Source organism: Streptomyces sp. NPDC001108, from assembly GCF_053598535.1.
In genome coordinates this window covers 59,479-83,596 of record NZ_JBSFKL010000017.1, presented here as the reverse complement: position 1 = coordinate 83,596, position 24,118 = coordinate 59,479, and the positions used below count along the sequence as shown (strand labels likewise).

Sequence of the window (24,118 nt, the reverse complement as noted above, 5' to 3'; positions counted from 1 at the left end):
GCGGTGTTAGCGCGCCGCGAGCCGGGACCGCAGCCACCGGCTGCATGACCACCCATCACACGATCCCGCCGGAATGCCAGATCCGGCGAGGAGGAGTCCACCATGCACCGAAGCGATCTTCCACTTGCCCAGATAGCGCAGCTCCTCGACGTCCCCGAGGACGCCCTGCGCACCCTCATGGCCGAGCAGCGCTCGGCCGGCGACACCACCCTCGTCGCCCTCACCGTCGCCGAGGCCGCCCGCCGGATCGGCATCGGCCGCACCAAGCTGTACGAGTACGTCTCCGCCGGCGAGATCGCCTCGGTCAAGATCGGCAGCTTGCGCCGCATCCCAGCAGAGGCGGTGAACGACTTCCTGACCCGCCGCCTGTCGGCGACCGACTTCGGGGCCGCCGCGTGACGCGAGCCTCCGCACCGAAGTCCCGTCAGCCCAACGGCGGCTCCTCGATCTTCCAGGGCAAGGACGGTCGTTGGCACGGCTACGTCACCGTCGGTGTCAAGGACGACGGCACCCCTGACCGGCGCCACGTCAGCCGCAAGACCCGCCCCGAGGTCACCAAGCTCGTACGCGAACTGGAACGGCAGCGCGACAAGGGCGCCGTCCGCAAGGCCGGCCAGAGCTGGACGCTGGAGACGTGGCTGACGCACTGGGTCGAGAACATCGCTGCCGCGCACGTCTCGGAGAACACCATCGACGGCTACCGCGTCGCGGTGAATCACCACCTCATCCCCGGCCTCGGTGCCCACCGCCTGGAGAAGCTCCAACCCGAGCACCTGGAGCGCTTCTACAAGAAGATGCAGGACTCCGGCAGCGCCGCTGGCACTGCCCACCAGGTCCACCGCACCGTACGTACCGCCCTCAACGAAGCGGTCCACCGTGCCCACCTCACGGTCAACCCGGCGACGATCGCCAAGGCCCCGCGCCTGGAAGAGGAGGAGGTCGAGCCGTACTCGGTCGAAGAGGTCCAGCGCCTGCTCGCCGAGGCCGCGAAGCACCGCAACACCGCCCGCTGGGTCATCGCGCTCGCCCTCGGTCTGCGCCAGGGCGAGGTCCTCGGCATGCAGTGGGACGACGTCGACTTCGACCTCGGCGTCATCCGCGTACGGCGCGGCCGACTGCGGCCCCGCTACAAGCATGGCTGTGGCGACCGCTGTGGACGCAAGCCCGGCTACTGCCCCCAGAAGATCAACACCCGCCGCGAGACGAAGAACGCCAAGTCCCGCGCCGGCCAACGCCCCATCGGTGCCCCCGACGAGCTGCTCCAGCTCCTGCGCCAGCACAAGGAGGACCAGGCCCGCGAGCGAGCCCGGGCCCGTGACCTATGGATGGAGAAGGGGTACGTGTTCACCTCGCCCACCGGCGAACCCCTGAACCCGAACACGGACTACCACAAGTGGAAGGAGCTGCTGAAGGCCGCAGGCGTCCGCGATGCCCGCCTTCACGACGCCCGCCACACCGCGGCAACAGTCCTGCTCATCCTCGGCGTCCCCGACGCGGTCGTCGACGCCATCATGGGCTGGGAGCCCGGCAAGTCCGCCCGGATGCGCCGCCGCTACCAGCACCTGACGAGCCGCGTCCTCAAGGACACCGCTGCCAAGGTCGGTGGCCTTCTGTGGGGCACGGACCAGGCGGAGGGAGGCGCTGCGCCGGAGTCCGGCCAGAGCCCCGTCCCCGCCGAGCTGGTGGTCCACGTCGCCCGCCTCGGCGAGCGGCGCGTGCCCTTCCTCCACCGCGAGTACGCCGACGAGGTCGTCGCACGCTGGAGCGAGGACTGGCCCGACCACCCCGCCGAGGTCGAGCAGTGGGACCGCTGGCGCTGGGAGCACCAGGGCCCCGGCGGCGTGAGCGCCATCCGCGACCGCGTACCGGAACGGGCCGTGGTCTTCCACGCTCGCGCCATGTTCCTCCCCGGCGGGGAACGCGCGGCGACCGGACTCCCCGAGCAGTGGTCGGTGCCGGCCTGGGACTTCGAGACCGACCGCTACACCGACCGCGCCTCGGCCTGGCGCACCGCCCGACGACCCGGCACGGGCCAGGAGGTTGAGGCTCAGGTGCGGGGCACGGACGAGGCCGCCGTGAAGGCTGCCTTCGCCGAGGCTTGCACACAGGCTGTGGACCGCGCCCGGAACCCAGGGAAGTACGGCGACACCGACGAGTGGTGATGTAGGACGAGTCAATGCCGTGCCCGTGAGGGTGCCGGATTTACTTCCGGCACCCTCCGTAGGGGGAGATCATTTCCCAGGGCTCCACGCGACTTCGCGGGCCGCCGCCCCTCGTGAGGAGCCCCAACGCCTCCGTGATGGCACAGCGACGCCGGAGACCACCCTTACGGCGTGGCCAAGGTATCCGGGCGGCGGATCACCGCCGAGATTCCGCGGAAGCCTGCAGCGAACCCGCTCTCGTGTCGGCGAGCACCGCCAACCCGCAGGGCACCGTCGTCGGAGCCCTGCGCGACCCGTGCATGCTCGTCGTCCACGATCAGCTCGGCGAGGACCTGATCCTTCAAACGGTCTCCCCGGGCTGCGGAGACGGCGGTGTCGTCCTGGCAGCGGTCCGCCACATGTCGCCAGCGGTCGGCGGAATCCGGATCACCGCTCCACGTCCACAGACCTGCGGCTGCCCGTGCCACTTGGGCCATGAACTCGGTTCCGCCCATGTGAACGGAGCGTGCCTGCCCCGATCCGGGTGACCCGACCCACGCATAGCTACCGATGACCGCTTCGAGCGCTCCGTCCCTCCCATCGAAGATCAGGAGGCTCGCACCGCTGCCCGTCCGTTCTTTGGCCGGCTTCAGGAGATCCCTGCCCAGCCGTTCCGCGGCGTGGTAGCCGATTCGGTGCAATAGGTCGACGATGTCCTGTGGGTTGGTTCCCTCGTCCGTGTCGCCGTAGAGGACGTCCACGCGCACCCCGCGCGCCACCGCAGTCTGGATGACGTCGGCGAGCTTCGACAGGCTCTCCATATTCACCGTGGGTGAGGCGATCAGGACGTGGTTCGTCGCCGTGGCCAGTGCCTCGGCGATCACGAGTTGGTGGGCCTCCTCGCCGGACACTTCCGAGAACAGGGCCGCTTCGGTCGACTGGTCTGTGGGACCGTCATCGCTGCTTCCGAATGGTTCGGCGCCATAGAGCCATGGGAAAGAGACGTTTGTCTGGGGTGCCGTTGCTGCCCCGAGCGCGGCGGCCGGAGGCTTCCGCCCCGCGACGCTCAGCGGTGTTGGCCGGTGCCCGGGGCCGGTGGCTGGCATCCGAGCTTGTACCTGAGGTGCCACCTTCACGGCGATCGCCTGTGGCGCCGGCTGGACGTCCGGGACGCTCTCCAACTCCTCCTTCCTGGCCTGTGCCACCGCCAGGATCTCGGCCGACAGAGCCTGGTGCCAGCCCCGCGGGAGCCCCGCGATGAACCGGTCGACGAGGTCGACGCGCACGGGGAGGAAGCGGTCGACCGTCACGAGCCGGGGCCGTCCGATGCTGCGCACCCACTCGCCGCTATTTCGGGGCAGTAGCTTCTGGATCTGGGACTCGTCCAGCGCATTGCGCACGATGCGCAAGGGCGTGGACGGGTTGAGGTCCGGCCGTGCCTCCTGCTTCGAGACGGTCAGCACTTCACCTCGCCTGGCCAGCTGTCCTGCCGTGCGATCGAGGACCACGGTGCAGGGCGCGGCAGGGGCCACGACGACCGACGCCGGGTCTTTGCCGGACAAGCACGCCTGCTGCCCTTCGTCGGTGAGGACGAAAGTGGCCTCCCGGCCGCTGGTGACGGCGACCCATCCCGCACCGACCAGGGTCACCACGGCTTCGACCATCAGCCGTTCGTGGACGCGGAAGGTGTTGCACAGAGAGGTCAGGGTCGCGCCCTGGTCGGGTGCGACACCTGCCTGTGCGGCGATCTCCTCCAGAACCCGCCGCTCCAGACGGCTGTACGGGCGGCCCCGGGCCACGCTGAAGTTGACGCTGAACATGCTCACGGGTACGAGGACGATCACGAGTGCTCCCTGAGGTCAGCCGGGATACGTAGAGCCCTGCCATCCAGGAACCATTCGTCGAGCAGGGTGACGATCTTCTTGAAGGACCACAGGGGTTGGGACTCGTCTTCGAGGCGTACTGCCTGCACCTGGTGGAGGAAGAAGTCCCAGGATCCGACGAGGATCAGCAGGCGCTCCGCCCGCGAGAGGAGCACGTTCATCCGGCCCGGGTCGTCGAGGAATCCCAGGCCGTGGCCAATCTCCTTCTCGTTGTTGCGGACCAGGCTGATGGCGACGACGTCCGCCTGGTTGCCCTGGAAGGAGTCGACCGTGTGGGCGGGGAACCGGTTGCTGTTGTCCGCTTCGGCCTTGAGACCCAGCTGGACCTGCAGTCCGGCGGGGAGGGGCGTGTCCCGCAACTGCTTGCTGAGCAGGCTCACCTGCCGTGAGTACGGGGCCAGCACCGCGAGCTTGCCCTGACACCCGCCGTCCGGTCCGAGGGTCCGCAGGAAGTTGGCAAGCGCGCGCGCCTCCGATGGATTGGTGTACTTCGACTGGCCGCTGTTCGGACCTACCTCATGGGTGGTGGCATCGTCGCGGCACCACGGCACGTCGAGCCAGACCACGGCACGGTCACGAAGACCGCTCGGGGTGCGGAAACCGTGACGCACCCGCTCGACCGGTTCGCCTTGCTTGTCCAGGGTGCGGTTCATCAACCGCCCCTGGTAGTACGCCTCGGAGATCAGCCGGCCGATGTCCGGGTGCATGCGGTGCTGGCCGATCAACTGCCCTGCGGACGCTCCCTTCGCCTCCGTGTCCGTGACGAGACGGTCCGCACCCGTGGCCACGGCGCAGTACTCGTACAGACGGTGGAAGGTCTTCAGCCACTCCTTCGAGTACTCGCGGAACTCGTCCCGGTCCGGCTGGCTGCGGCGCTCCCACGAGTCGAGCCATTCCTGGTCGAGCATGCCGGAAGCCCGTGGTTTGAGGCGGCCGAGGATGTGAGCCACCGGGTCCAGCTTGTCGATCCCCTTGTGATAGTCCTCGTACCGGTAGGGATCCAGCTGCTTGTGGTCACCGATCAGCAGCCAGCGATGACCTGCCTGGAGTGGCAGCGCGAGGTCGAACGCGTGCGCCTTGCCCGCCTCCTCGACGATCGACCAGTCGAACGCCTGACCAGCGGCGAGGGCGACCAGGTCGCCGGCGCTGGTGGTGCAGTACGTGAGGTTCGCGCCGCGTTTGACCAGCTCGACGAAGTCCGACGAACGGGGGCCGAGGTCCCCCTGCTCCTGCATCATGTTGATCTCGCTGACCATGGCCTTCGCGTCGTCCAGCCAGGCGAGCTGCACCTCGCTGGGCGAACTCATGGCTTCGAGCTGGGAGATGCTGCGCTGGAGCACCGTCCTGGCCACGCCCTCGACGCCGTCCTCCGGCAGGGTGGTTCCGGCCTTGTGCGGACCCCGCAGCCGGATCTGTAGCGGCCTGTCGTCTTCGGGTACGTCCTGGAACGCCTCGCCCACCTTCGACCTGAGCACGTCGACGGCTCCGTGGGCCTGGGCCGTGACCAGCACCTGGACGACGGGATCCTCGGTGATGATCTCGCGCAGCAGCCAGGCGACGAGGGTGGTCTTGCCCGTGCCGGGCGGCCCTTGCAGCGTGTAGATGGGTCGAACCCGCAGGATGTCCTCGATGCTGGCCCGCTTGGGCTCGTCGACCCGTTCGTGGTCGAGTTCGACGGGAAGCTCGGAGGCGCCGGTGTCCATGCGGACGTGGCTCGGGGTGGCCAGCGAGCGCAGGAGGTATCCGTGCTGGTCGAGGGCGTCGATGGCCTTCTTACGACGCCGGAACAGACTGATCTGCCCGGGCATGCCAGCGCTGCGGAGGAACCCCTCCTTCTCCAGCTTCACCCGCCCCTTGCTCAGGCCCGGGCGGCTGAGCGTGATGCACTCGGTCGCCTGGTCCATGTCGTCGACCTGCCACACGTTGCCGTCGTCGTCGGACTGGGGGTCCCGGGGCGGGAGCTTGAGGCGGGCGCCGTCGCGGGCTCCCGACAGGATCACCTTGCGGTCGCTGCCCCGTACCTCCTTCTGCAGGAAGTCGATCAGGTCCACGCGGAACGGCTCGAAGATCTCGTGTCCTTCGGGGCGCGCGCGCTCCTTGACCACGGCCCGCTCCACGCCGTCCTCCTGCCACGGGGCGCGGACGACTTCGTACGGGAAGATCTGCGAGTCGAGGAGGAGCAGCTCGATCTGATTGCTCACGCGGACGAACTCGTGGAAGCGGCCGAGCTCGCGCGAGACCTGGGCACTGCGATCGATCTTCGGTAGCGCGAGCTCCCACGACGTGGCGTTCTGCGCGATCGTACGGTCGCGGGCCACCTCGTCCCTGGCATAGGCGAACACGCGGCCGGGCGGGAGTTCGCGGAAGCTGTCGTCGCCCTCGCTGTAGAGCAGCGGCTGGGCGGACCGGCAGTCCGCGACCTGCCAGCTGGACGTGCCGTCCTTCCCCCGGTGCGGCGTGATCCTCAGGCTGAGCCTGCCGCCGACGAGGATGAAGTACGGCCTGTTGGGGACGGCGTACAGAAGGGGCTTCTGCAGGTCCTGGCGGACGAACTCGCAGGCCTCCTTCCGGTGGATTGGGTCCCCGGGGATGAAGGTCCCCATTGGGTCGAGGCGCAGGTGGTCGCGCAGCCCGCTGTCCATCAGGTGATCGATGAACTCCGGCCGTCGCAGATCGAGGGCCAGGACGTATTGGGCGTCTTCCTGCTGGGTGCGCAGTGGGTTCGCCAGGGCCCGCGTGATGTCCTGGATCCGGCCGATGATGTCGTACGGCGCGGTCAGGCGCTCCAACGGGTCTTCGGCGACGAGGTCCAGCAGCAGCTTGCGTTCAGCTTCGGTCAGCTCGGCCCTGGCGGTGTCGATGGTCTTGAGCACCCGTGCGTGACGCTCGGGCGGGGGATTGGTGGTGAAGCGTTCAAGGTCGAGGAGCAGCCGTGCGCAGAGGATGCCGAAGGCGAACCAGTCGTCGTCTTGACGCCAGGCAGTCACGCCCCCCGTGGTGCGCTCGGGTGGGACCGGCCAGCCGACAGGGGGCTGGGTCCCCACCGGACGGCCCAGTTTGACGGACCACTCGAAGCCGCCGAGTCGCAGGGACTCGGCACCGAGGTCCTCGTCGAAGAAGAGGGAGTCGAGGTCCACGCCCCGGTGCAGGACCTGTCGCTCGTGCAGCAGGTTCAGCCCTGTGGCGACGCGCCGTAAGCCGTTCCACAACTGTTCGCGTGCGGCTGTCCCGCGGTTCGAGAGCCACGGGTAGCGTGCCCGGCGTCGCAGCGCGGTGGCGACGCGCTCGTAGCCTGGCGCCTCCAGGACCATGACGAAGCAGTGGTGCCCCCGGTCGAGGCCGGCGTCCTTCAGCACGACCAGGGCGTCGTCAGCCCTGGGGCTGCTCGCGATCTTGTACAGGGTGCGCAGTTCGTGGTCCCAGAGGGCGCGCTGCACCCTGTCCGGTTGTTCACCCTCGTACGTCCACGTCTTGAGCAGGTACGTGTAGCCGTCGCTGAAAGCCTCCCAGACCTGGGATTCGCCATCACCCGGGTGCGGACCCGCGGTGATCTCGTACCTGTTCTGCAGAAGCAACGTCCCGATTGTGGGAGCCGTCATCCATCCACCTTCACGACCTGGAGAGCGGGTGAGCAGACACTACGTGCGGCCCTACCTGGCCGCGCGAGTGAAGCGTGATCCTACTCACGCTCGTGGAACCATTGCGGCTGGTTTCGGACATCCGCACGCACAACTCGGCAGGATCGAGGCAGGTTGTCGCGGAGCCCTTGTCTACCTGGGAGTTCGAAGGTCTTTCCGGCTGCTCGATTCACCTCCGGGCGGGTTGGTAGTACAGGGCAAGTGCTGCCAACACCTCTGAACATGCGCCCTGTTGGAGTGTCAGTGGTCCTTCCTATGGTGGAGAGATGGCAAATGGGGTGTGGCACACCGGATATGGCATAGAGATCAATCTGTCCCTGCCCGACCTCGGTCACCCGGGGCGTCCCGATCTGCTGCGGGAGATCACGGCCAGGGTCTCCGACCGCGACCCGCAGTTGCTCGAATGTCTCGCACACCACGACGGGCGGGAATGCCTGTCGGAGACCGGCGGGAAGTCGCCGTGGATGTTCATCCGCCGAGGCCGGGTCGGGGGCCGGCGGCCGCTCGTGGCCTCACACCTGCCGATTACGCACAAGGCGACGCCGGCGGAGAGCGCTCAGCACAAGGCCACCAAGGAGCGGATCGTCGAGACCGCCGTGCGGTACGGCCTGGGCGCCGAAGCTGAGGTTCCCATGGCCAACCGGCGGAGCGTCTTGGACGCCGTCGTCACCGGACCTGGCGGCTTACGGATCGGCTGGGAGATCCAGTACCACCACCTCAGTCCCAGCAGCGTGCACCGGCGTTCGGTCAACGCCGTGGAGCACGGCATCACCCTGCTGTGGGTGGCGAAAGACCGGACGGCCTCCCTGATCGACCGGGCTCCGTGGGCGCGTGTGGACGACATGCCGTGGAAGGACATCGCCGACGGCAAGGAGATGGTGATCCGTGGTGGGTATCGGCACCTTGAGGTCTGGAAGTGCGTGCCGAGCAGCGAGCGTCACTGCCTCGTCAGCGAGGGCGCCGGCCATTGCGGCGCGATTCACGCGGACTGGTTCGTGCCCGCGCTGTGCCTCCCGGAGAAGAAGCCGGTCTTCATCGAGGACCTGGTCCTGCAGAGCGCGACGGGCGAGAGCGTCCCGGTCTACGTGCCCAGTCGGGGCAGTGGCCGTGCTGGGCGGCACATGTGGGTGTCGGCGGCCGATCGTGCGCTGTGGGAGGAGATCGTCGACGAGAAGACGACGCTGCCCGTGGCCCCGGTCGAAGAAGACGACGACGTGATCACCTTCGCCGAGCAGGAGATCGACCGCACCTGCCGGGCAGGCGAAGACAGCTGGTTCATCGGCGACGCCCGGCCTCTTCGCGATCTCGACCAACCGACCGGCGGCTTCACCCTCCCCCGCCTGCCGGTCCGACGCCCCAGCGATCCGACACAGATCACTCCCGTCGAGCGGGCGGCGGCCTCCGCGGCCCTGGGCTGCCCGCCATGGGAGCTCGGGCTGTGCGCCGGCTGCAGCCAGATGATGCGGCGGTACGGGCAGAACGCGGCCATGTACTGCAACGTGTGCCGGGCCGTCCTCAACGGGCGATAACCGGGAACTGCAACCAAAACTGCAACCACACACGTCGAAGGGCCCCACCGCGAACGATGGGGCCCTTCAACGAATTGCCCGGTGAGAGCAATGGCGGAGGATACGAGATTCGAACTCGTGAGGGGTTGCCCCCAACACGCTTTCCAAGCGTATCGTCCAGGCGCTGCGGTACCCACAGCTTGACCTGGACTTCCCCGGGGAGTCAAGCTCCCCGGAATGCCCTAGGCGACTTGTCTAGCAATGGTTACGACTCAATGGCCTTGAGTCCCTGGTACGCCTCTCGCAGATCTGCGCTCTCTGGAAGCTGTCGAGCCTCTACAGCCCTCACGACTTCCAGCGCTCTCCAGTGGTTAGAGGGAACTACTCGGCCGGACAGAATGGCTTTCTGCGCAGAGTCGCATGCTTCGTCCAGTCGGTCATCCTTGAGGAGCACCAAAGCAAGGTCGATATTCGCCGATGCCACGCGCCTAGGCCACTGGCTCACATCATCACTGGGGCTCAGTCTCTTGATGACTTCCCTTGCGTACGGCTCTGCCCCTGAATCCCCAAGCCATGCAAGGGTTGTTGCTGTGTAGGAGAGTGCCTTTGCAGGGTCGTACCGGTAGTGATGCTCTGGAGTGTCCGGCGTGCCCCTGGAAGCTGAGAGAGCCTGTACCCGCTCGATAGCCGAGTAAGTCTCTGTGGCGTTCCCTAGGCGTGCGTTCGCCCTGCCCTCTTGGGCGGTTGCCTGGATGATCGCAGAGCCACCAGCAGGAGCTATCTCCTGTGCTGCGCGGGAGAGTTCAACGGCTTGGACGTAGTCCCCATCGGTGAGGACTCTCCAAGCCTCAGTCTCATAGCACCAAGCTTCGATCTCAGGATGTCCGGCTTCCCTGGCTAGCGTTGCTGCTGTCTGGAGTCGAGCCGTAGCGGCATCGTCTTGCATCAGGTCGATATGGACCGTAGCCCCGAGCAGAGACAGCCAACCCCCTATGACCAACAAGCGTCGGTGCTCAGACAGGGTCTTCTTTCCGTCCAGGAGCTTTACGACGTAACCCGAGTGCTTACGGACTCTCCTCAAGAGGTCTTCCGGCTTGGCTTTCGGGTAGGCCATGGCCAACTCATCAAAGGCACGCTCAAGACGCTCAAGGGTGGCGTTTCCTACGTCGCTTGCCTGTACGCGCCGAGCAAGCTCCCATGCGTCCATCTCATCATCATGAGAGCCGCTGTCTTCCACAGTCAGGGATAGCCCGAGGTATTCGTTAACGGCTTGGGTCAACTCGGGTGAAGGAGCCTGTTTCCCATTGAGTACGCGACTCAGATAGGCAACGTCATAGTGCAACTCCCTGGCTGCGCCTCTGAGGCTCTTCCCCTGTGCCTTGAGTGCCGTCCGTACCTCAGACCCGAAGTCGATCATGGTGCAGCTCCCGTTGACTGTTGACCTCCATCGTAGTCAACGCTGGTCAACTGCCCTATGGCATCGGCGCATCGGTTGTGTGGACAGACGCAAAACCACCCGACCACATGCAGGGTGATCGGGTGGGCCGACTACAGGAGCCGACATGGCGAACCGTACCGCCGACCATGGCACCGACAGCAAGCCGGATCACGTGCCCATTGATGTTCAGACGATGCGCGAGACAGCCGCATCTCTGCTGGCTGAGGATGCTGAGCTTCCCAGCAGTGAGGAGCTGGAGACAACGACTCTCCTACTGCGGGGAATGATCATGGTGGCCATTCCGGAGATCGAGACTGCTGCCGGAAAGCTCCCCGAGGATGACGTACCGCGTGCATGCGCTCTGGCGTGCGTAGGAGAGGCCCGTATGCGTCTGAGGCTGGAACCCTCCAACGGGACTCTTCCGGCGGCTGTAGCGCACGCTCAGAGGCTCGCACGGTCCGTCAGAGCGCTATCTGACCACTACGTGAATCTCGGGGGTCATGAGTGACCGTGCCGACTGTGCATGTCTGTAGGGCGTGCGACGAACCGATTGCCAATCCGGTAGACGCTGTAGCCGTTGCTCATGAAGTCGGCAACTCCGGTCCTGGTTGGACTGTTTGGGCTCACCGTTGGCACGCGGACCAGGTGGACATCATTGATCCAGACCTACTCAGGATCATGATTCGCATCTGGGCTGCAAAGCTCCCTCGCTGAGCACCAGCAGAGGAGCGCTCGTTCCCTTTGGTGGGGTCGGGCGCTCTTCTGTTTCCAGAAGCGGAATCACTCCCTCTCGTTTGTCAGTGCCTCATGGGACAGTCATAGCTCAAGTAACCGACGTCCCATGAGGAGGAAGCATTAACAAGCCAGCACGTAAGAGAGCCGACAAGTTGAAGGTGGGCGATAGCCTCAAACTGTGGAATGGCAAGACTGCTGAAGTGCTCTCGATTGAACCAGCAATCAACCAGGTAGGCAGAAAGGCATTGATCCTCACCCTGTACAAGTCACCCAAGATGGCGGTGAAGACAGGGCGCATCATGACCATGCACTATCCGGCGTAGTAGCAACCCGAGTCGACCACACCCCCAGGGATGGCCCGTAGAGCCGCCTGTACGCCCCTCAGAGCCCCTGTCTGCTGCTCCTGGCCTCCCAGTGCCAGACAGGCTCTGCGGGGGTCTCAGGGAGCCCTGTAGGGCGCAGAGCGCCACTGGTAGACTCCAGGTCCCTGGACAGTATGGAGATAGGGAATATCTAGAGAAAAGATATATTCCTCCTTCGGAGGAATTAATATCTATCGGAATCTCTTCCCTATTTACTTATATAAAAGAACAAGTGTAACTCTGTTCTATCAGCCCAGCACTGATTCCGTCAAGTATTGACGAGACGACACACCGTCTGGTACGCGACTCTCGACTATCGACCCATTTCCCCATGGAATACAGGAGTAACTAGAAGGCCATTTCTTGAGTTATCGAGAAAACGGAAAATCCATTCCTTCCCGAAATGGCTTCAACAGGAGTAACTCCATCATGGATGGATCCCTCGATTTACCAGGAGTCTCGGCTATTTCTTAATTTAATTCCGATTACCCGTATCCATTTTTGGATATCAGCCATTTCGACGAAGAATAGAAGTAGCCATTCTTTGAAGAAATGGATATTTCGATAAAGAATTGAATTTCGAGGTACCCCACCCTTAAAATTTCTGTAAAGAAATGGGGTGGTGTCTGGTCTCACGAAAATATCTCTGACTGTTCCTGGTGTCAGTATCCGGAGAGAAAGCCCCTTGAAGTCGTCTGTACGGCTCTGTACGGGGCTTGATTAGCTCTCCTGGTCTCTCCGCCCTAGCTACGCCCTATGGGGCGCTCAGCCGCGCCCCCCGGGTATGCGCGTAGCCACAATGACATAGAGGGACACCGGAGCGGAGCGACGGGGGACCAGGCATAACCAGAGAGAGACCAAAGGCGGAGACGCGCCAGCGTCGGAGCATCACCAAAGGGAGATACCTAAGCCAGAGGAGCGTAGCGACGATGGCGGGTATCCAAGGGACCAAGGGATTACCCCTAACTCTTGGTCTCTCTTGGAATGAAACCCGCTGGCTCTGCCAGCGTGGGTTATTTAGTATTCTTCCTTGGTATCTTTCTCTTAGTATTCTTTGGTCACAAATCCTTGGTACCCCCCCTCACAAATATTTGGTACCCCCCTCACAAATATTTGGTACCCCCCTCACAATATTTTGTGACCCCCTATCGGCCGTACTCCTCTGCCTCTAGTCGTGCAAGACGTTCCCACTCATTCTCGGTAGATTTAGCGGGCGGTAGAGCCTTTCTGGTGTTCTTGTAACCACTCGTAAGGGCCTTACCCTCCTTGGCTTCATTGTGGGCTCTCTGGCTAAGCTCAGCGGCCTTACGGACGTCCAGAGGCGTTGGCACATAATCCCTGGTGTGGTTGTAGCTAATGGCGTAGCGCGGTGCTCGATCACTGTCTCTGACGTTCTCAATAGCCGTTCTTGGCTTGGCCGCTAGCTTCTCCTTCGGCTTTATGGTGACCTCTTGCTGAGTATGGATGTACTTAGGGTCAAGCGCCTTATAGGCGGCAGGGATAGTCAGGATGTAGTCGTTGGTATCTCCGTCTGTCTCGTTTCCCTCAACAATGAGCCAGCCTTGTTCCTTTAACTCGCGTACATAGTTGGTGATGGAGTTCGGAGTAACGTTCATCAGCTCTGCCAGTCTCTTGCGTCCTGGGTTAGCCTTTCTGTTCTGCTGTGCATGGTCTTCGATGATTAGCCATAGCTTCATTGCTTGGGGTGTCAGGTCATAGGTGTAAAGAATTGCCTTGCTGCTCTGGTAATACTCGCCATCCTTGTATCTGACGTCTGCGCCGTCTAACACATCAACGAGAATTTTGTTTGTGTCAGTCATTTCTGTTAAACTCCTTATAGAGATTCTGCTTATGGTTCACGTTGCTCGGAACACTCATTTCTCGCCCTTTCGCTGGGTTGGTCACCCCTCAGAGGCCCTACAGGTTCCCCCCGATTCCTGTAGGGCCTCTCTCTTTAGTCCTCTGGCCACTGGATACGCTCACCCTGGAACAAGAGCTGATAGGTGCTCTTAGCCTTCACAGGGCGCTCTACTGCTAGATAGCCGTGCTCCTCTAGCTCCTTTGCAGCACGCCATACGGTGCTATCGCTGCGCCCCATAGTCTTGGCCAGGTTTCCATAGCTCATGCGCACAGAGCCATTCCCGTCCTTCAGTCCAATCAGTACGAGCCATAAATGCTTTGCCATGACTCCAATGGAGAAATCCCACACGAACTCATGAGGTACGAGAGCGTATCCGTCCTCTTTCCCTGGAATGGCCATACGAACAAAATCGGTAGACATAGCTGTCCCCTTCTCTGAATTGGGTTTCTTTGATCTGTTTCTATTATGACATAGATTAGAGAGAATTTATTTACCAGCCCTCAGCCGGCGTGGTACGCCTATTTCGCCAAATAAAAAAGCCCCAGAGCGTTAAGGTCTAGGGCTTTCTTTCATTATCCGTTGTTCCCAGTGGCTCCAGCAGAGTAGTTGTTGGGCAATACCGTGAATCCGACATTGATAGCGCATCGTGAGGGAGTCATCATCGAATTGAAGTGGGTATACGTGACATCGAAACTCGATATGTAGCCGTAGTAGTTCAGGGCTCCAGTCGAGTTCTGACCAAAGTAGATCCTAGCCGGAACCATCTGCATTGGACCCTGTACAACCGTGTTCACTGGACCATTGGTCTGTAGTGGTGCTGGGACTGTTCCGTGAGATGGGGTTGTCTGGCTCACCAGGGTATTGATGCCCATGAGGTTGTAGAAAGCCTCTACGTCCACGCGTGCGCCGAATACTCCCGCTAGGGTCTGTCTATAGGCCTGGTCCCACAGTTCATAGGTTCTGTCGAACAGCAACGAGAAATTGACTACTGATTGTAGTGGTGTGTTGTACTGCCCCGGGTCATCAGGGTTACGAGCCCAGTTAGGTAACACGCCGTTGTTTACGTCGACAGCTCTTGATTCCTGGATAGTGGAAGGGTTGTACAGGAAGTTGATTCGGAACGTGATGTTTCCGGGCCAACTCTCGTTGACCCCTGCTCCAGCTACCATGACTCCTCTGTGGAATGACTTACTGGTTCCGACGTTGTAGTCATCGGTTCTTGCCGGTTGGGTAGCTCTATTGGCTCCTCCCACATTCAGGATGCTGGGATGGAACGGGGGATTCTCAAAGACGATGTTTCCAGGTCTCCCCTTGATTACCGGATACTGGGCTCCGGATATTGGCTCTTCTGGTAGCTTGATAGCCATTTCTTTTCCTTTCTGGGTTTGCGGTATCCTTTCCCTAGAGAACAAATAACGTATATGGCCATACGTTCCTTATGAAGACTCCCCCTAGCGATGTGCTACGCCAGGGGGAGTTTTCGCTTTAGTAGGTCCGTAGGTGAAGTGGGCTCAATTGGTTGAAGCGAACTCCCCTCCGTTCTTCCGGCTTCCATGAGACAGCCTTATCGATCAGTCCAGCGGCTCTCAAGGCCGCTAGGGCGTCCTCATAGCTACTTCCTGGGAACTCCTTCACGAACCATGCTTCTAGCTCGTTAGAGAGGCTCTGGCGGTCTTCCAGTACGGTCAATAGCGCTATGGCCTCAGAGCTCAGTTCTTCCATAGCGGCTCACAGCAAGTGCAGGTGAGTCGTACGCGCTCCCATGAATCCCTGGGTACTTGAAGTCAGCTCATGCACCATTCCTAGGCGCTTCAGAGCCTCTAGTACGTCTCGGAAATTCACCCCTGGGTAAGACTCGTTGAAGTCGTGTTGAACCTCGCTGGTCACGGCTGGAATGTTCTGGACCTCATACGTCTTGATGATGTTGATTAATCCAGATCCGGCATGCTGGGTGAGTTCCTGTAGTCGCTGCTCCTCTGCCATCTGAGCTACGACACGTGCCTTTTCTTCCGCCAGTGCTCTACGCTCGGCCTGTACTTCCGGATCTAAATTCGTGCTCCACCAAGAGCGCTCTTGTGCGCCGAAGCTGAAAGCCTTGTTATCTGTCATTGTTCTGTTCCTTGTCTGCTCACTCTGTACCAATGAGGTTTGACCGTACGGTCAACGTCTAAATATCCAGCGCGCTCGGCCTCTGCAACGGTTCTCTGAACTACGTTACTTTTACTGTTTGCTCCGAGCGCCTTGCTCAGTTCTTCTTGGTTTATCTGGCCTCCGTCCAAAGTGAACGAGAGCATGAGTATCAATACTTTAGCTCTTGCGCTCAGATCCTCTTTGCTCAGGAAATTCCAGAGTGGGGCCGGATCAAAGGTGCGATCATGATTAAGCAGTGCCAACGTTCTTTCCCTTCTTTCGTTCGGTGATGATGTAAGCTAGGAGTAGTAGGATTTGCAGGGATGCGGACAGCAGTAGCAAGCTCATTAGAAACCTGCCTCTACTAGCTCAGCAGTAAAGCCCTCTAGGCTTCCCTGTACGGCTGCTAGAGCCTCTTCTAGTCGCTCTCTGAGGGATCGGGTCATAGATGCTTGGTCGGCTCTCGTGAGGGCGTACAAGACCTTGGCTCCAAGGCTTAGGTTTGATGGTAATTCTGAAAAATGCATGACTAATTCCCCCTAGGGATGTTGGTGTAATGTTTGCTCGCAACTCCATTATATCAACATTCCGCTAAAATAGCGGAATCCTAGAAATGACTGAACCCCACCAGAGGTAATTCTCCAGTGGGGTTCTTTCTTTTATTGGCTCAGCTAGGCGTATGGGTTTATTGATTCTCTCTCGCTGCCCCAAGAGGTATTACCCTCGGACTTGGTGCCGCGCGCACTGCTGAAACCGTGCAGGAACTCAGTGCTGCGCTTGAAACCGCCCTTGAACGCGCCGATGGTGTCGCCTAGGGGTGAGTCCAGGGCTGTGCTGGCTACCTGGTCAATGGCTCCCATGTCCGGGATGGCTGCGCCTGGTACTTCATTACTCATGATCGTTCCTCTTTCTGTGTGCTGGTTGGCCTCCCGCTATCTCCCTCCCTCTATTGTCCCAGGGTTTGTACTGATCTTGGATACGAGAAAGCCCCCAGACGCTGCGTCCAGGGGCTCTCTAGGGTCTCGGGTCAGTACCTGTCTCCCAAGCCCTGTACGGCATTCACAGCCCTGGTACTGGCCATGTCTGCGCCGTACCGGCGGAGCATGGCAGGAGACTTCCAACCCCGAATGGTCATGATGTGCTCTCCCGAGACTCCAGCCGCTTTCAGGTCATCGGCCCACGTGTGGCAGAACGAGTGAGGGGACACACAGGAAGGGTCGTAACCGGCTTCCTCCGCCCACTTCTTCACCAGCCGGTGCAGCCCTGCGTACAGGAGCCGTGAGCGGTTCCGGGTACCAAGCCAGAGCCAATCCGTACGGTCGGCAAGCTTGTGTGTCGCACGGACCCTCAGCCAACGAGCAAGAGCCTTCACAGTCTTGGGCTGAAGCGGGATGACTCGGCCGTCCAGAGAGTTCCTGTCCATCTTGATCGGGACGACTACCAGGGTTCCCCGAGCAAGGTCCAAGTCCTGTACGCGGAGGTTCAGGAGTTCGTCAGAGCGCAGACCCTCAGTGAGTACGCGGATGATGGCGTGATCCCGAACGGTCTGGAAGTCGCGCACCTTGGCAGAGCCGTTCCCCGTGGCCTTGAGCATGTCGGCAACGAACTCACTGGACAGGGTCTTGGGCTTCCCCAGAGGAGGGGTGGCGTACCTCTGAAGCTTGGGGTCGTCGTACGGGTTGGCGTGGTCGTACTCCTCTTCCAAGTACACGAACAGTGCACGCAAGTTGCGCTGCACAGTGTTCGTCCCTCCCGTGTAACCACCCTTGCCATCTTGCGACTTGGGTACGTCGTGCTCCTGGTAGTACCAGCGGAAGAACTTGTTCAGCGTGGCTGTGTCACACGTGGTGAAGTCTCCTGCCGTCTTCCGTGCGGTGAGCCAGTGGTGAAGCTGAGTCGCTGCGTACTTGTACGCGTTGATCGTCCGGCGCTGGTACGGCCGTCCATGCTTGTTCGTGGTCGTGCTGAGGTGAAGCTCAAGCTCAGCGATCAGAGCCAACCGGGCATCCTCAGAGCCCTTCACAGCCCGTACCGGCCTGAGCACAGGTGCGGCTGTCTCGGTTGTCGTGCTGGTGCTGCGCTGCTGGCTGCGGAGAGGGCTACGTGCCATGGCCTAGGGCTCCCTGTGTCGAGCCGCTAGACAAGTCCCTATTACCCAAGCGTCTTGCCTAGCAGCGTCTCAGTGGTGAGCCGCAGTGCCAACAGAAGAGGGGCCTAACCCACGTTTCCGCAGGTCAGACCCCTTCTGGCGGAGGATACGAGATTCGAACTCGTGAGGGGTTGCCCCCAACACGCTTTCCAAGCGTGCGCCCTAGGCCACTAGGCGAATCCTCCGCCGCAAACAATACAAGACGTTGAGGAGTGCTCGCGAACCTGTTGGCGCCAAGATCGCTTCGAGACCGTTTCGAGATCTTCGCGGGGGTGTTCCAGGACCTTCCGGCGGGCGCGGACGGAGGGGGAGGTGGACCGGTGGGGGTGGGGATCCGCTAAGGTGGGCGTCAGCCCCTCACGTGGCGCTATCTGACTGAACTCCCCCAGGGCCGGAAGGCAGCAAGGGTAGGTCGGCTCTGGCGGGTGCGTGGGGGGCCCTTGCGTTTCCGGGTGGTGGTTCCCGGGGCCGGTTGTCAGTCGGCCCGGATAACCTCGTAGGTGTGTCGTCCCTTGCGCTGTACCGCCGCTACCGCCCCGAGTCGTTCGCCGAGGTCATCGGGCAGGAGCATGTCACTGACCCGCTGCAGCAGGCGCTGCGGAACAACCGGGTCAATCACGCGTACCTGTTCAGCGGTCCGCGCGGGTGCGGCAAGACGACCAGCGCGCGCATCCTGGCCCGCTGCCTGAACTGCGAGCAGGGGCCGACGCCCACCCCGTGCGGGGAGTGCCAGTCCTGTCGGGACCTCGCGCGCAACGGGCCGGGTTCGATCGACGTCATCGAGATCGACGCCGCGTCGCACGGTGGCGTGGACGACGCCCGTGACCTGCGGGAGAAGGCGTTCTTCGGGCCCGCGTCGAGCCGCTACAAGATCTACATCATCGACGAGGCGCACATGGTCACCTCGGCGGGGTTCAACGCCCTGCTGAAGGTGGTCGAGGAGCCGCCGGAGCATCTCAAGTTCATCTTCGCCACGACCGAGCCCGAGAAGGTCATCGGCACGATCCGGTCGCGTACCCACCACTACCCGTTCCGGCTGGTACCGCCCGGGACGCTGCGGGACTACCTCGCGGAGGTCTGCGGCAGGGAGGGCATCCCCGTCGAGGACGGCGTGCTGCCGCTCGTCGTGCGGGCCGGGGCGGGGTCCGTGCGTGACTCGATGTCGGTGATGGACCAACTGCTGGCCGGCGCCGCCGAGGACGGTGTGACGTATGCCATGGCGACGGCGCTGCTCGGGTACACGGACGGCTCGCTGCTCGACTCGGTCGTGGACGCCTTCGCGGCCGGCGACGGGGCGGCCGCCTTCGAGGTGGTGGACCGGGTGATCGAGGGGGGCAACGATCCGCGCCGGTTCGTCGCCGACCTCCTGGAGCGCTTGCGCGACCTGGTGATCCTCGCCGCTGTGCCGGACGCCGGGGAGAAGGGGCTGATCGACGCCCCCGCCGATGTCGTCGAGCGGATGCAGGCCCAGGCGTCCGTCTTCGGTGCCGCCGAGCTGAGCCGCGCCGCCGACCTGGTCAACACCGGGCTCACGGAGATGCGCGGGGCGACCTCGCCGCGCCTCCAGGTGGAGCTGATCTGCGCCCGGGTGCTGCTGCCCGCCGCCTTCGACGACGAGCGTTCGCTCCAGGCCCGGCTCGACCGGCTGGAGCGGGGCGCCTCCTTCGCGACCACGGGACCGGGTCCCGCCATGGGGTACGTCCCCGGGCCCGAGGCGCTGGCCCACGCGCCCGTGCCCGCCGCCCCGGCCGTGGCGCCCGGCGGTGGGCCCGCCGCCGCCCGCGCGGCGGTACGGGGGGACGCGTCCGCGCCGGTCCAGGCACCGCCTCCCGCCGCTGCGGCCCCGCCCGCCCCGCCCGTCCACGAAACCCCGGCGGCCCCGCCCGCCGCTGCTCCCGCTTCCGCGCCCGCCGGCGGTCAGCGGCCCGGGGCCTGGCCCACGGCCGCCGCGCCGGAGTCGGGCCGCCGCCCCGGTGGCTGGCCCACGGCCTCCGCCCCCGGCCAGTCGCAGCCCCCTCGGGCCGCCGCCCCCACGCCCACCGCTCCCGCCAGCGCGCCGCAGGCTCCCGGAGCCGCCGAGCCGAGCGCGGGCATGGCCCAGGGTGCCGCCCAGGTGCGGAACATGTGGCCGGACGTCCTGGAGGCGGTGAAGAACCGCCGCCGGTTCACCTGGATCCTGCTCAGCCAGAACGCGCAGGTCACCGGCTTCGACGGCAGCACGCTGCAGATCGGCTTCCTCAACGCGGGGGCCCGCGACACCTTCGCGAGCAGCGGCAGCGAGGACGTGCTCCGCCAGGCCCTCGCCGAGCGCTTCAACGCGCAGTGGAAGATCGAGACCGTCATCGACCCGTCGGGGGGCGGCGGTGCGCCTCCGCAGGGCGGTGGCGGCCGTCCCCACACCGCCGCGCCGCCGTACCAGCCCCCCGCGCCCCAGCAGAGCTACGAGCCCCGCCCGGCCGCCCCCGCGGAACCGGAGCCGAGCCGGCCGCAGCCGTCGCCCCGTCCGGCCCAGCAGTCGCAGGCGGGCGGCGCGCCCGCACCGGAGCCCGCGCCCCCGGCGTACGCCGCTCCCCCGCACGCGGTCGCGCCCGAGGACGACATCCCCGAGGCCGACGACCCGGACCTGGTCGACTCGGCGCTCTCCGGGCACGAGCTGATCGTCCGCGAGCTGGGCGCCACGGTCATCGAGGAGTTCACCAACGAGTAGAACGGGCGACCGAGCGGTGGTCTCGGGGCAACCACCCTCCACCGCTCCGGCCCCGCGCTACGGCTCACCACGGCTGCCCACGGCTCACCACGGCTGCCATCACCGCGCGCCACGGCCCGCCCCAGGCCCCTCGGCCTCGTCCGGGCCGCCGTCGCCGCTTCTCCCGTCCCGGCCGCCGTCGCCGCTCCTCCCGGACCGTCCACGGACCGGAGGCCGGACCGTCCACGGACCGGAGGCCGTCAAGGGCGTCGCGCCCCGGCGGTTAGGCTGCATCCCGTGAAGGTCCTCGTCATCGGCGGCGGCGCCCGCGAACACGCCCTGTGCCGCTCTCTCTCCCTCGACCCCGAGGTCACCGCTCTCCACTGCGCTCCCGGCAACGCCGGCATCGCCGAGGTGGCCGAACTGCACCCGGTCGACGCTCTCGACGGCGACGCCGTCGCGCGCCTCGCCGCCGACCTGGGCGCCGGGCTGGTGGTCGTCGGTCCCGAGGCCCCGCTCGTCGCCGGGGTCGCCGACGCCGTGCGCGCCGCGGGCATCCCCTGCTTCGGCCCCTCCGGCGAGGCGGCCAGGCTGGAGGGCTCCAAGGCGTTCGCCAAGGACGTGATGGCCGGGGCCGGCGTCCCGACCGCCCGCAGCTACGTCTGCACCAACCCGGCCGAGATCGACGCCGCGCTCGACGCCTTCGGCGCCCCGTACGTGGTGAAGGACGACGGTCTCGCCGCGGGCAAGGGCGTCGTCGTCACCGACGACGTCGAGACGGCCCGCGCCCACGCCCTGGCCTGCGAGCGCGTGGTCATCGAGGAGTTCCTCGACGGCCCCGAGGTCAGCCTCTTCGCGATCACGGACGGCACGACCGTGCTGCCGCTCCAGCCCGCGCAGGACTTCAAGCGCGCCCTCGACGACGACCAGGGCCCGAACACCGGCGGCATGGGCGCCTACTCCCCGCTCCCCTGGGCCGACGCCGGGCTGGTCGACGAGGTCATGCGGACGGTGCTCCAGCCGACCGTCGACGAGCTCCGCCGCCGTGGCACCCCGTTCTCCGGGCTGCTCTACGCGGGCCTCGCGATCACCTCGCGCGGCGTCCGGGTGATCGAGTTCAACGCCCGTTTCGGCGACCCCGAGACCCAGGTGGTCCTGGCCCGTCTGAAGACCCCGCTGGCCGGTGTCCTGCTCGGCTCCGCCGAGGGCACGCTCGACGTGCTGCCGCCGCTGAAGTGGCGCGACGAGGCCGCCGTCACCGTGGTCATCGCTTCGCACAACTACCCCGGCACACCGCGCACGGGCGACCCGATCAAGGGGCTCGACGCCGTCGCGGAGCTGGACGCCCCGCACGCGTACGTCCTGCACGCCGGGACGAAGAGGGACGGCGACGCGATCGTCAGCGCGGGCGGCCGGGTGCTGTCCGTGACCGCGACCGGCAAGGACCTCGCGACCGCCCGCGAGCGCGCCTACACGGCGGCCGGCCGGATCAGCCTCGACGGCTCCCACCTCCGCACCGACATCGCCCGCCGGGCCGCGGAGGGCTGACACCAGGGCCATCCCACCGCCCCGCGGACCGTACTGACGCGCCGCTGCCCCAAGGGGCGGCGGCGCGTCAGCAGCTTTAGCCAAAGCCATTCCATCGAGTGACGGCTGATCCATCCGGATGACGCCTGCCGAAGCCCCCAACTAGGGTGCGGCGCAAGCATTCCGGCACATGGCCCACCGGCATTGCGATGTCGGTGGCGGGTGCCACAGTGGGGGAGTGAACTACACCGCCGCGGGGGCAGAGGGGGTGACGTCCGGCCGTGTCCGGTACTGGTGCAAGTGAGGAGCCGGGTGCGCTGAGTGCGCGCGCCCGGGCCCATGCCCTGCTGCGCATCCGCGGCAGGGCGACAGCCGTCGCGATCCTGCCCTCGGCGGTGGCCGTGGTGCTGCTCGTGGCGGGTGCCCAGGGGTTCGCCGTGGGCAGCGGATGGGACACGGCGCGCTGGGCCGTCACGGCCTGCGCGGTCGTCGTGCTCCTGCTGGCCGCCACCGTCGCGGTCGCGGTCGTACGGGCGAGGCCGGCGGTCAGCCCGACCGTCCCGCTCCCGGAGCGGGACGCCCCCGACCTCTACCGCCTGGTCGGGGACCTGGCCGACCGGCTCGGGGTCCCCGCCCCTTCGGCGATAGCCCTGACGCCCGACTGCGACAGCTGGCTGGAGGACCGTACGCACCCCGCGGCGGACCCGGGGCGCGGTGGGGCACGGCCCCGCAACCGCCGGGAGCGGGTCGCTCCGGTGCTGGTCATCGGGTCGCCGTTCCTGTGGTGGATGCGGGTCGGGGAGCTACGGGCGGTGCTCGCCCCGGTCGTCGCGGGCACCGGCCCGTCCGCCCACCCCGACATAGCGGCCGCCCGCCGCTTCGTCCGCGGGCTCGACGGAGCGGTCGCCGACGCCGAGGCACCCCGGTCCGGCCCGCTCTCCGGCCTGCGCGGAGTGCTGCGCTTCTTCGTCGGCCGGACCGCCCGGCTGCTGCTGCGCAGCTGTCGCGGCCATGTCGCCGAGATGGAGCGGGGGGTCGCCGCCGCCGCGTCGGTCCGCGCCCAGGGGGTGGACTACGGGCTGCGGATCGTCGCCCAGGAGCAGGTCGGCCTCGCCTACGCGGGCTGGGACCGGCTGCTCACCCGGGTCGCCCTGCCCGCCTGGCGGATGGGCCGCTGGCCGAGCCGGCTGGACGCGGGGGTGGTGTCCGCGCTGACCGAGCTGTCCCGGCGCGACCGGCTCGCCGACGGGTTCACCTCCCGGCTCGGCGAGCGCCCCGCCTGCGATCTGCTGGAGGAGCCGGGCGCGGCCGACGAGGCGGCCTCGCTGCTGGCGGCCCGGCTGTTCCACGGCGGCCCCGCCCGGCCGGGCCCCGACTGGTCCCCGGTCGACTGGCAGGAGTACCCGGAGGAGGTCGTCGACCGGAAGTGGCGCACCGAGGCCGCCCGGCTGCACCGGGTCCTCGACGCGATGACGGCCCCGGCCGGCCTGCCCGCCACGCCCGCGTCAACCACGTCAACCACGACAACCGCCTCAGCCGCCTCAGCCGCCTCAGCCGCAGCCTCCCCGGCCCGCCCCGTCGACGCCGGGCCGCCCACCCTCGCCCGGGTCGTCGAGCATCTGGCGGGCCGCCCCGGGGCCGGTGAGGAGCTCGCCGCCGGGATCGACGCCGCGGTCGCCCGTGAGGAGGCGTCGGCCGCCCCGCGCCGGTCCGCCGAGGCCCCCGACCCGGGCGGGCCCGACGCTCTCCCGCTCTTCCCGCTCCAGCCGCCCCGTACCGGCACGGAGCTGCTGGCCGACCACGTCACGGCGATGGTCTGCTGCGCGGCGGTGGACACGGCGGGCGCGGCGCCCGGTCTCGACTGGCTCGACGGCCCCGCCCTGCTGGTCGACGGCGCCCGCCGGGCGGACCTGGGCGTCCCCGTGCTCAGCCTGGTCGAGGACGGGGACGCGGAACCGCTGCGCTCCTGGCTGGACGAGGTCGGCGTACGCATCGACAAGCCCGTGCGTCTCGTCTGACCCATCCGTCCCGGTTTTCACACCCAACACCCGGAATTACAG

Annotated in this window: 16 protein-coding genes, 2 tRNA genes and 1 other RNA gene; 8 read left to right on the top strand and 11 right to left on the bottom strand. The window is 65.3% G+C overall.

The features are described 5' to 3' along the window. Positions 1–102 precede the first annotated feature (102 nt). Together ACWC97_RS29165 and ACWC97_RS29160 are read left to right on the top strand one after the other, a co-directional pair. Entirely contained in the window at positions 103–399 is a 297-nt protein-coding gene (locus ACWC97_RS29165; protein ID WP_450652491.1) for a helix-turn-helix domain-containing protein, read from the top strand. After that, the gene (locus tag ACWC97_RS29160) at positions 396–2,162 is read left to right on the top strand and encodes a tyrosine-type recombinase/integrase (protein ID WP_450652489.1); all 1,767 of its coding nucleotides are present in this window, start codon (positions 396–398) and stop codon (positions 2,160–2,162) included. The genes ACWC97_RS29165 and ACWC97_RS29160 overlap by 4 nt, the downstream gene beginning before the upstream one ends. A gap of 164 nt (positions 2,163–2,326) precedes the next feature. Here ACWC97_RS29160 and ACWC97_RS29155 read toward each other — a convergent pair whose 3' ends face one another. Together ACWC97_RS29155 and ACWC97_RS29150 are read right to left on the bottom strand one after the other, a co-directional pair. Further along, positions 2,327–3,985: a hypothetical protein gene (locus ACWC97_RS29155; RefSeq protein WP_450652487.1), complete on the bottom strand. Its 1,659-nt coding sequence runs from the start codon at positions 3,983–3,985 to the stop codon at positions 2,327–2,329. Next, a complete protein-coding gene (locus ACWC97_RS29150) occupies positions 3,982–7,623 on the bottom strand; it encodes an AAA domain-containing protein (RefSeq protein ID WP_450652485.1) in 3,642 nt (1,213 codons plus the stop codon). Before ACWC97_RS29150 ends, ACWC97_RS29155 begins: the two co-directional genes overlap by 4 nt. Before the next feature lie 305 nt (positions 7,624–7,928). Here ACWC97_RS29150 and ACWC97_RS29145 point away from each other — a divergent pair, with 305 nt between their 5' ends. Continuing rightward, the gene (locus ACWC97_RS29145; protein ID WP_450652483.1) at positions 7,929–9,191 is read left to right on the top strand and encodes a hypothetical protein; all 1,263 of its coding nucleotides are present in this window, start codon (positions 7,929–7,931) and stop codon (positions 9,189–9,191) included. A 95-nt stretch (positions 9,192–9,286) separates the two neighbouring features. Here ACWC97_RS29145 and ACWC97_RS29140 read toward each other — a convergent pair. Beyond that, positions 9,287–9,387 (bottom strand) — tRNA-Ser (locus ACWC97_RS29140). A 48-nt stretch (positions 9,388–9,435) separates the two neighbouring features. Continuing rightward, the gene (locus ACWC97_RS29135; protein WP_450652482.1) at positions 9,436–10,587 is read right to left on the bottom strand and encodes a helix-turn-helix domain-containing protein; all 1,152 of its coding nucleotides are present in this window, start codon (positions 10,585–10,587) and stop codon (positions 9,436–9,438) included. 145 nt (positions 10,588–10,732) lie between these two features. Here ACWC97_RS29135 and ACWC97_RS29130 point away from each other — a divergent pair, with 145 nt between their 5' ends. After that, complete coding sequence (locus tag ACWC97_RS29130) at positions 10,733–11,116, top strand: DUF6415 family natural product biosynthesis protein (RefSeq protein WP_450652480.1); 384 nt, start codon at positions 10,733–10,735, stop codon at positions 11,114–11,116. Positions 11,117–12,850: 1,734 nt separating this feature from the next. Here ACWC97_RS29130 and ACWC97_RS29125 read toward each other — a convergent pair. The 7 genes from ACWC97_RS29125 to ACWC97_RS29095 all read right to left on the bottom strand — a co-directional run bounded on the left by ACWC97_RS29125 (position 12,851) and on the right by ACWC97_RS29095 (position 18,030). After that, positions 12,851–13,525: a helix-turn-helix domain-containing protein gene (locus ACWC97_RS29125; RefSeq protein ID WP_450652478.1), complete on the bottom strand. Its 675-nt coding sequence runs from the start codon at positions 13,523–13,525 to the stop codon at positions 12,851–12,853. Between the two features lie 134 nt (positions 13,526–13,659). Further along, on the bottom strand, positions 13,660–13,986 hold the full coding sequence (locus ACWC97_RS29120) for a helix-turn-helix domain-containing protein (protein WP_450652476.1): 327 nt from the start codon (positions 13,984–13,986) through the stop codon (positions 13,660–13,662). A 152-nt stretch (positions 13,987–14,138) separates the two neighbouring features. Further along, positions 14,139–14,933: a hypothetical protein gene (locus tag ACWC97_RS29115; protein ID WP_450652474.1), complete on the bottom strand. Its 795-nt coding sequence runs from the start codon at positions 14,931–14,933 to the stop codon at positions 14,139–14,141. 361 nt (positions 14,934–15,294) lie between these two features. Continuing rightward, positions 15,295–15,675: a hypothetical protein gene (locus ACWC97_RS29110; RefSeq protein ID WP_450652472.1), complete on the bottom strand. Its 381-nt coding sequence runs from the start codon at positions 15,673–15,675 to the stop codon at positions 15,295–15,297. Positions 15,676–16,367: 692 nt separating this feature from the next. Beyond that, positions 16,368–16,592 carry a hypothetical protein gene (locus ACWC97_RS29105; RefSeq protein WP_450652470.1) on the bottom strand — a complete coding sequence of 75 codons (225 nt, stop codon included), beginning with the start codon at positions 16,590–16,592 and terminating at the stop codon, positions 16,368–16,370. Positions 16,593–16,723: 131 nt separating this feature from the next. After that, entirely contained in the window at positions 16,724–17,695 is a 972-nt protein-coding gene (locus ACWC97_RS29100) for a tyrosine-type recombinase/integrase (protein WP_450652468.1), read from the bottom strand. Positions 17,696–17,942: 247 nt separating this feature from the next. Next, positions 17,943–18,030, bottom strand: a tRNA-Ser gene (locus ACWC97_RS29095). 164 nt (positions 18,031–18,194) lie between these two features. On the opposite strand from ACWC97_RS29095, the gene ffs reads away from it, so the two are divergent. The 4 genes from ffs (at position 18,195) to ACWC97_RS29075 (ending at position 24,076) form a co-directional block, all read left to right on the top strand. After that, positions 18,195–18,289: signal recognition particle sRNA small type (ffs, locus tag ACWC97_RS29090), an RNA gene on the top strand. A 58-nt stretch (positions 18,290–18,347) separates the two neighbouring features. Continuing rightward, positions 18,348–20,552 carry a DNA polymerase III subunit gamma and tau gene (locus ACWC97_RS29085; protein ID WP_352279808.1) on the top strand — a complete coding sequence of 735 codons (2,205 nt, stop codon included), beginning with the start codon at positions 18,348–18,350 and terminating at the stop codon, positions 20,550–20,552. A gap of 276 nt (positions 20,553–20,828) precedes the next feature. Further along, positions 20,829–22,079 (top strand): phosphoribosylamine--glycine ligase, encoded by a 1,251-nt coding sequence (purD, locus tag ACWC97_RS29080; RefSeq protein WP_352279806.1) that lies wholly within the window; start codon positions 20,829–20,831, stop codon positions 22,077–22,079. 260 nt (positions 22,080–22,339) lie between these two features. Next, entirely contained in the window at positions 22,340–24,076 is a 1,737-nt protein-coding gene (locus ACWC97_RS29075; RefSeq protein WP_450652466.1) for a hypothetical protein, read from the top strand. Positions 24,077–24,118: the final 42 nt, after the last annotated feature.

Coding starts and splice junctions, on each gene's coding strand:
- ACWC97_RS29165 (WP_450652491.1), top strand. CDS start 103: ATGCACCGAAGCGATCTTCCACTTGCCCAGATAGCGCAGCTCCTCGAC.
- ACWC97_RS29150 (WP_450652485.1), bottom strand. CDS start 7,623: ATGACGGCTCCCACAATCGGGACGTTGCTTCTGCAGAACAGGTACGAG.
- ACWC97_RS29145 (WP_450652483.1), top strand. CDS start 7,929: ATGGCAAATGGGGTGTGGCACACCGGATATGGCATAGAGATCAATCTG.
- ACWC97_RS29135 (WP_450652482.1), bottom strand. CDS start 10,587: ATGATCGACTTCGGGTCTGAGGTACGGACGGCACTCAAGGCACAGGGG.
- ACWC97_RS29130 (WP_450652480.1), top strand. CDS start 10,733: ATGGCGAACCGTACCGCCGACCATGGCACCGACAGCAAGCCGGATCAC.
- ACWC97_RS29125 (WP_450652478.1), bottom strand. CDS start 13,525: ATGACTGACACAAACAAAATTCTCGTTGATGTGTTAGACGGCGCAGAC.
- ACWC97_RS29120 (WP_450652476.1), bottom strand. CDS start 13,986: ATGTCTACCGATTTTGTTCGTATGGCCATTCCAGGGAAAGAGGACGGA.
- ACWC97_RS29115 (WP_450652474.1), bottom strand. CDS start 14,933: ATGGCTATCAAGCTACCAGAAGAGCCAATATCCGGAGCCCAGTATCCG.
- ACWC97_RS29110 (WP_450652472.1), bottom strand. CDS start 15,675: ATGACAGATAACAAGGCTTTCAGCTTCGGCGCACAAGAGCGCTCTTGG.
- ACWC97_RS29105 (WP_450652470.1), bottom strand. CDS start 16,592: ATGAGTAATGAAGTACCAGGCGCAGCCATCCCGGACATGGGAGCCATT.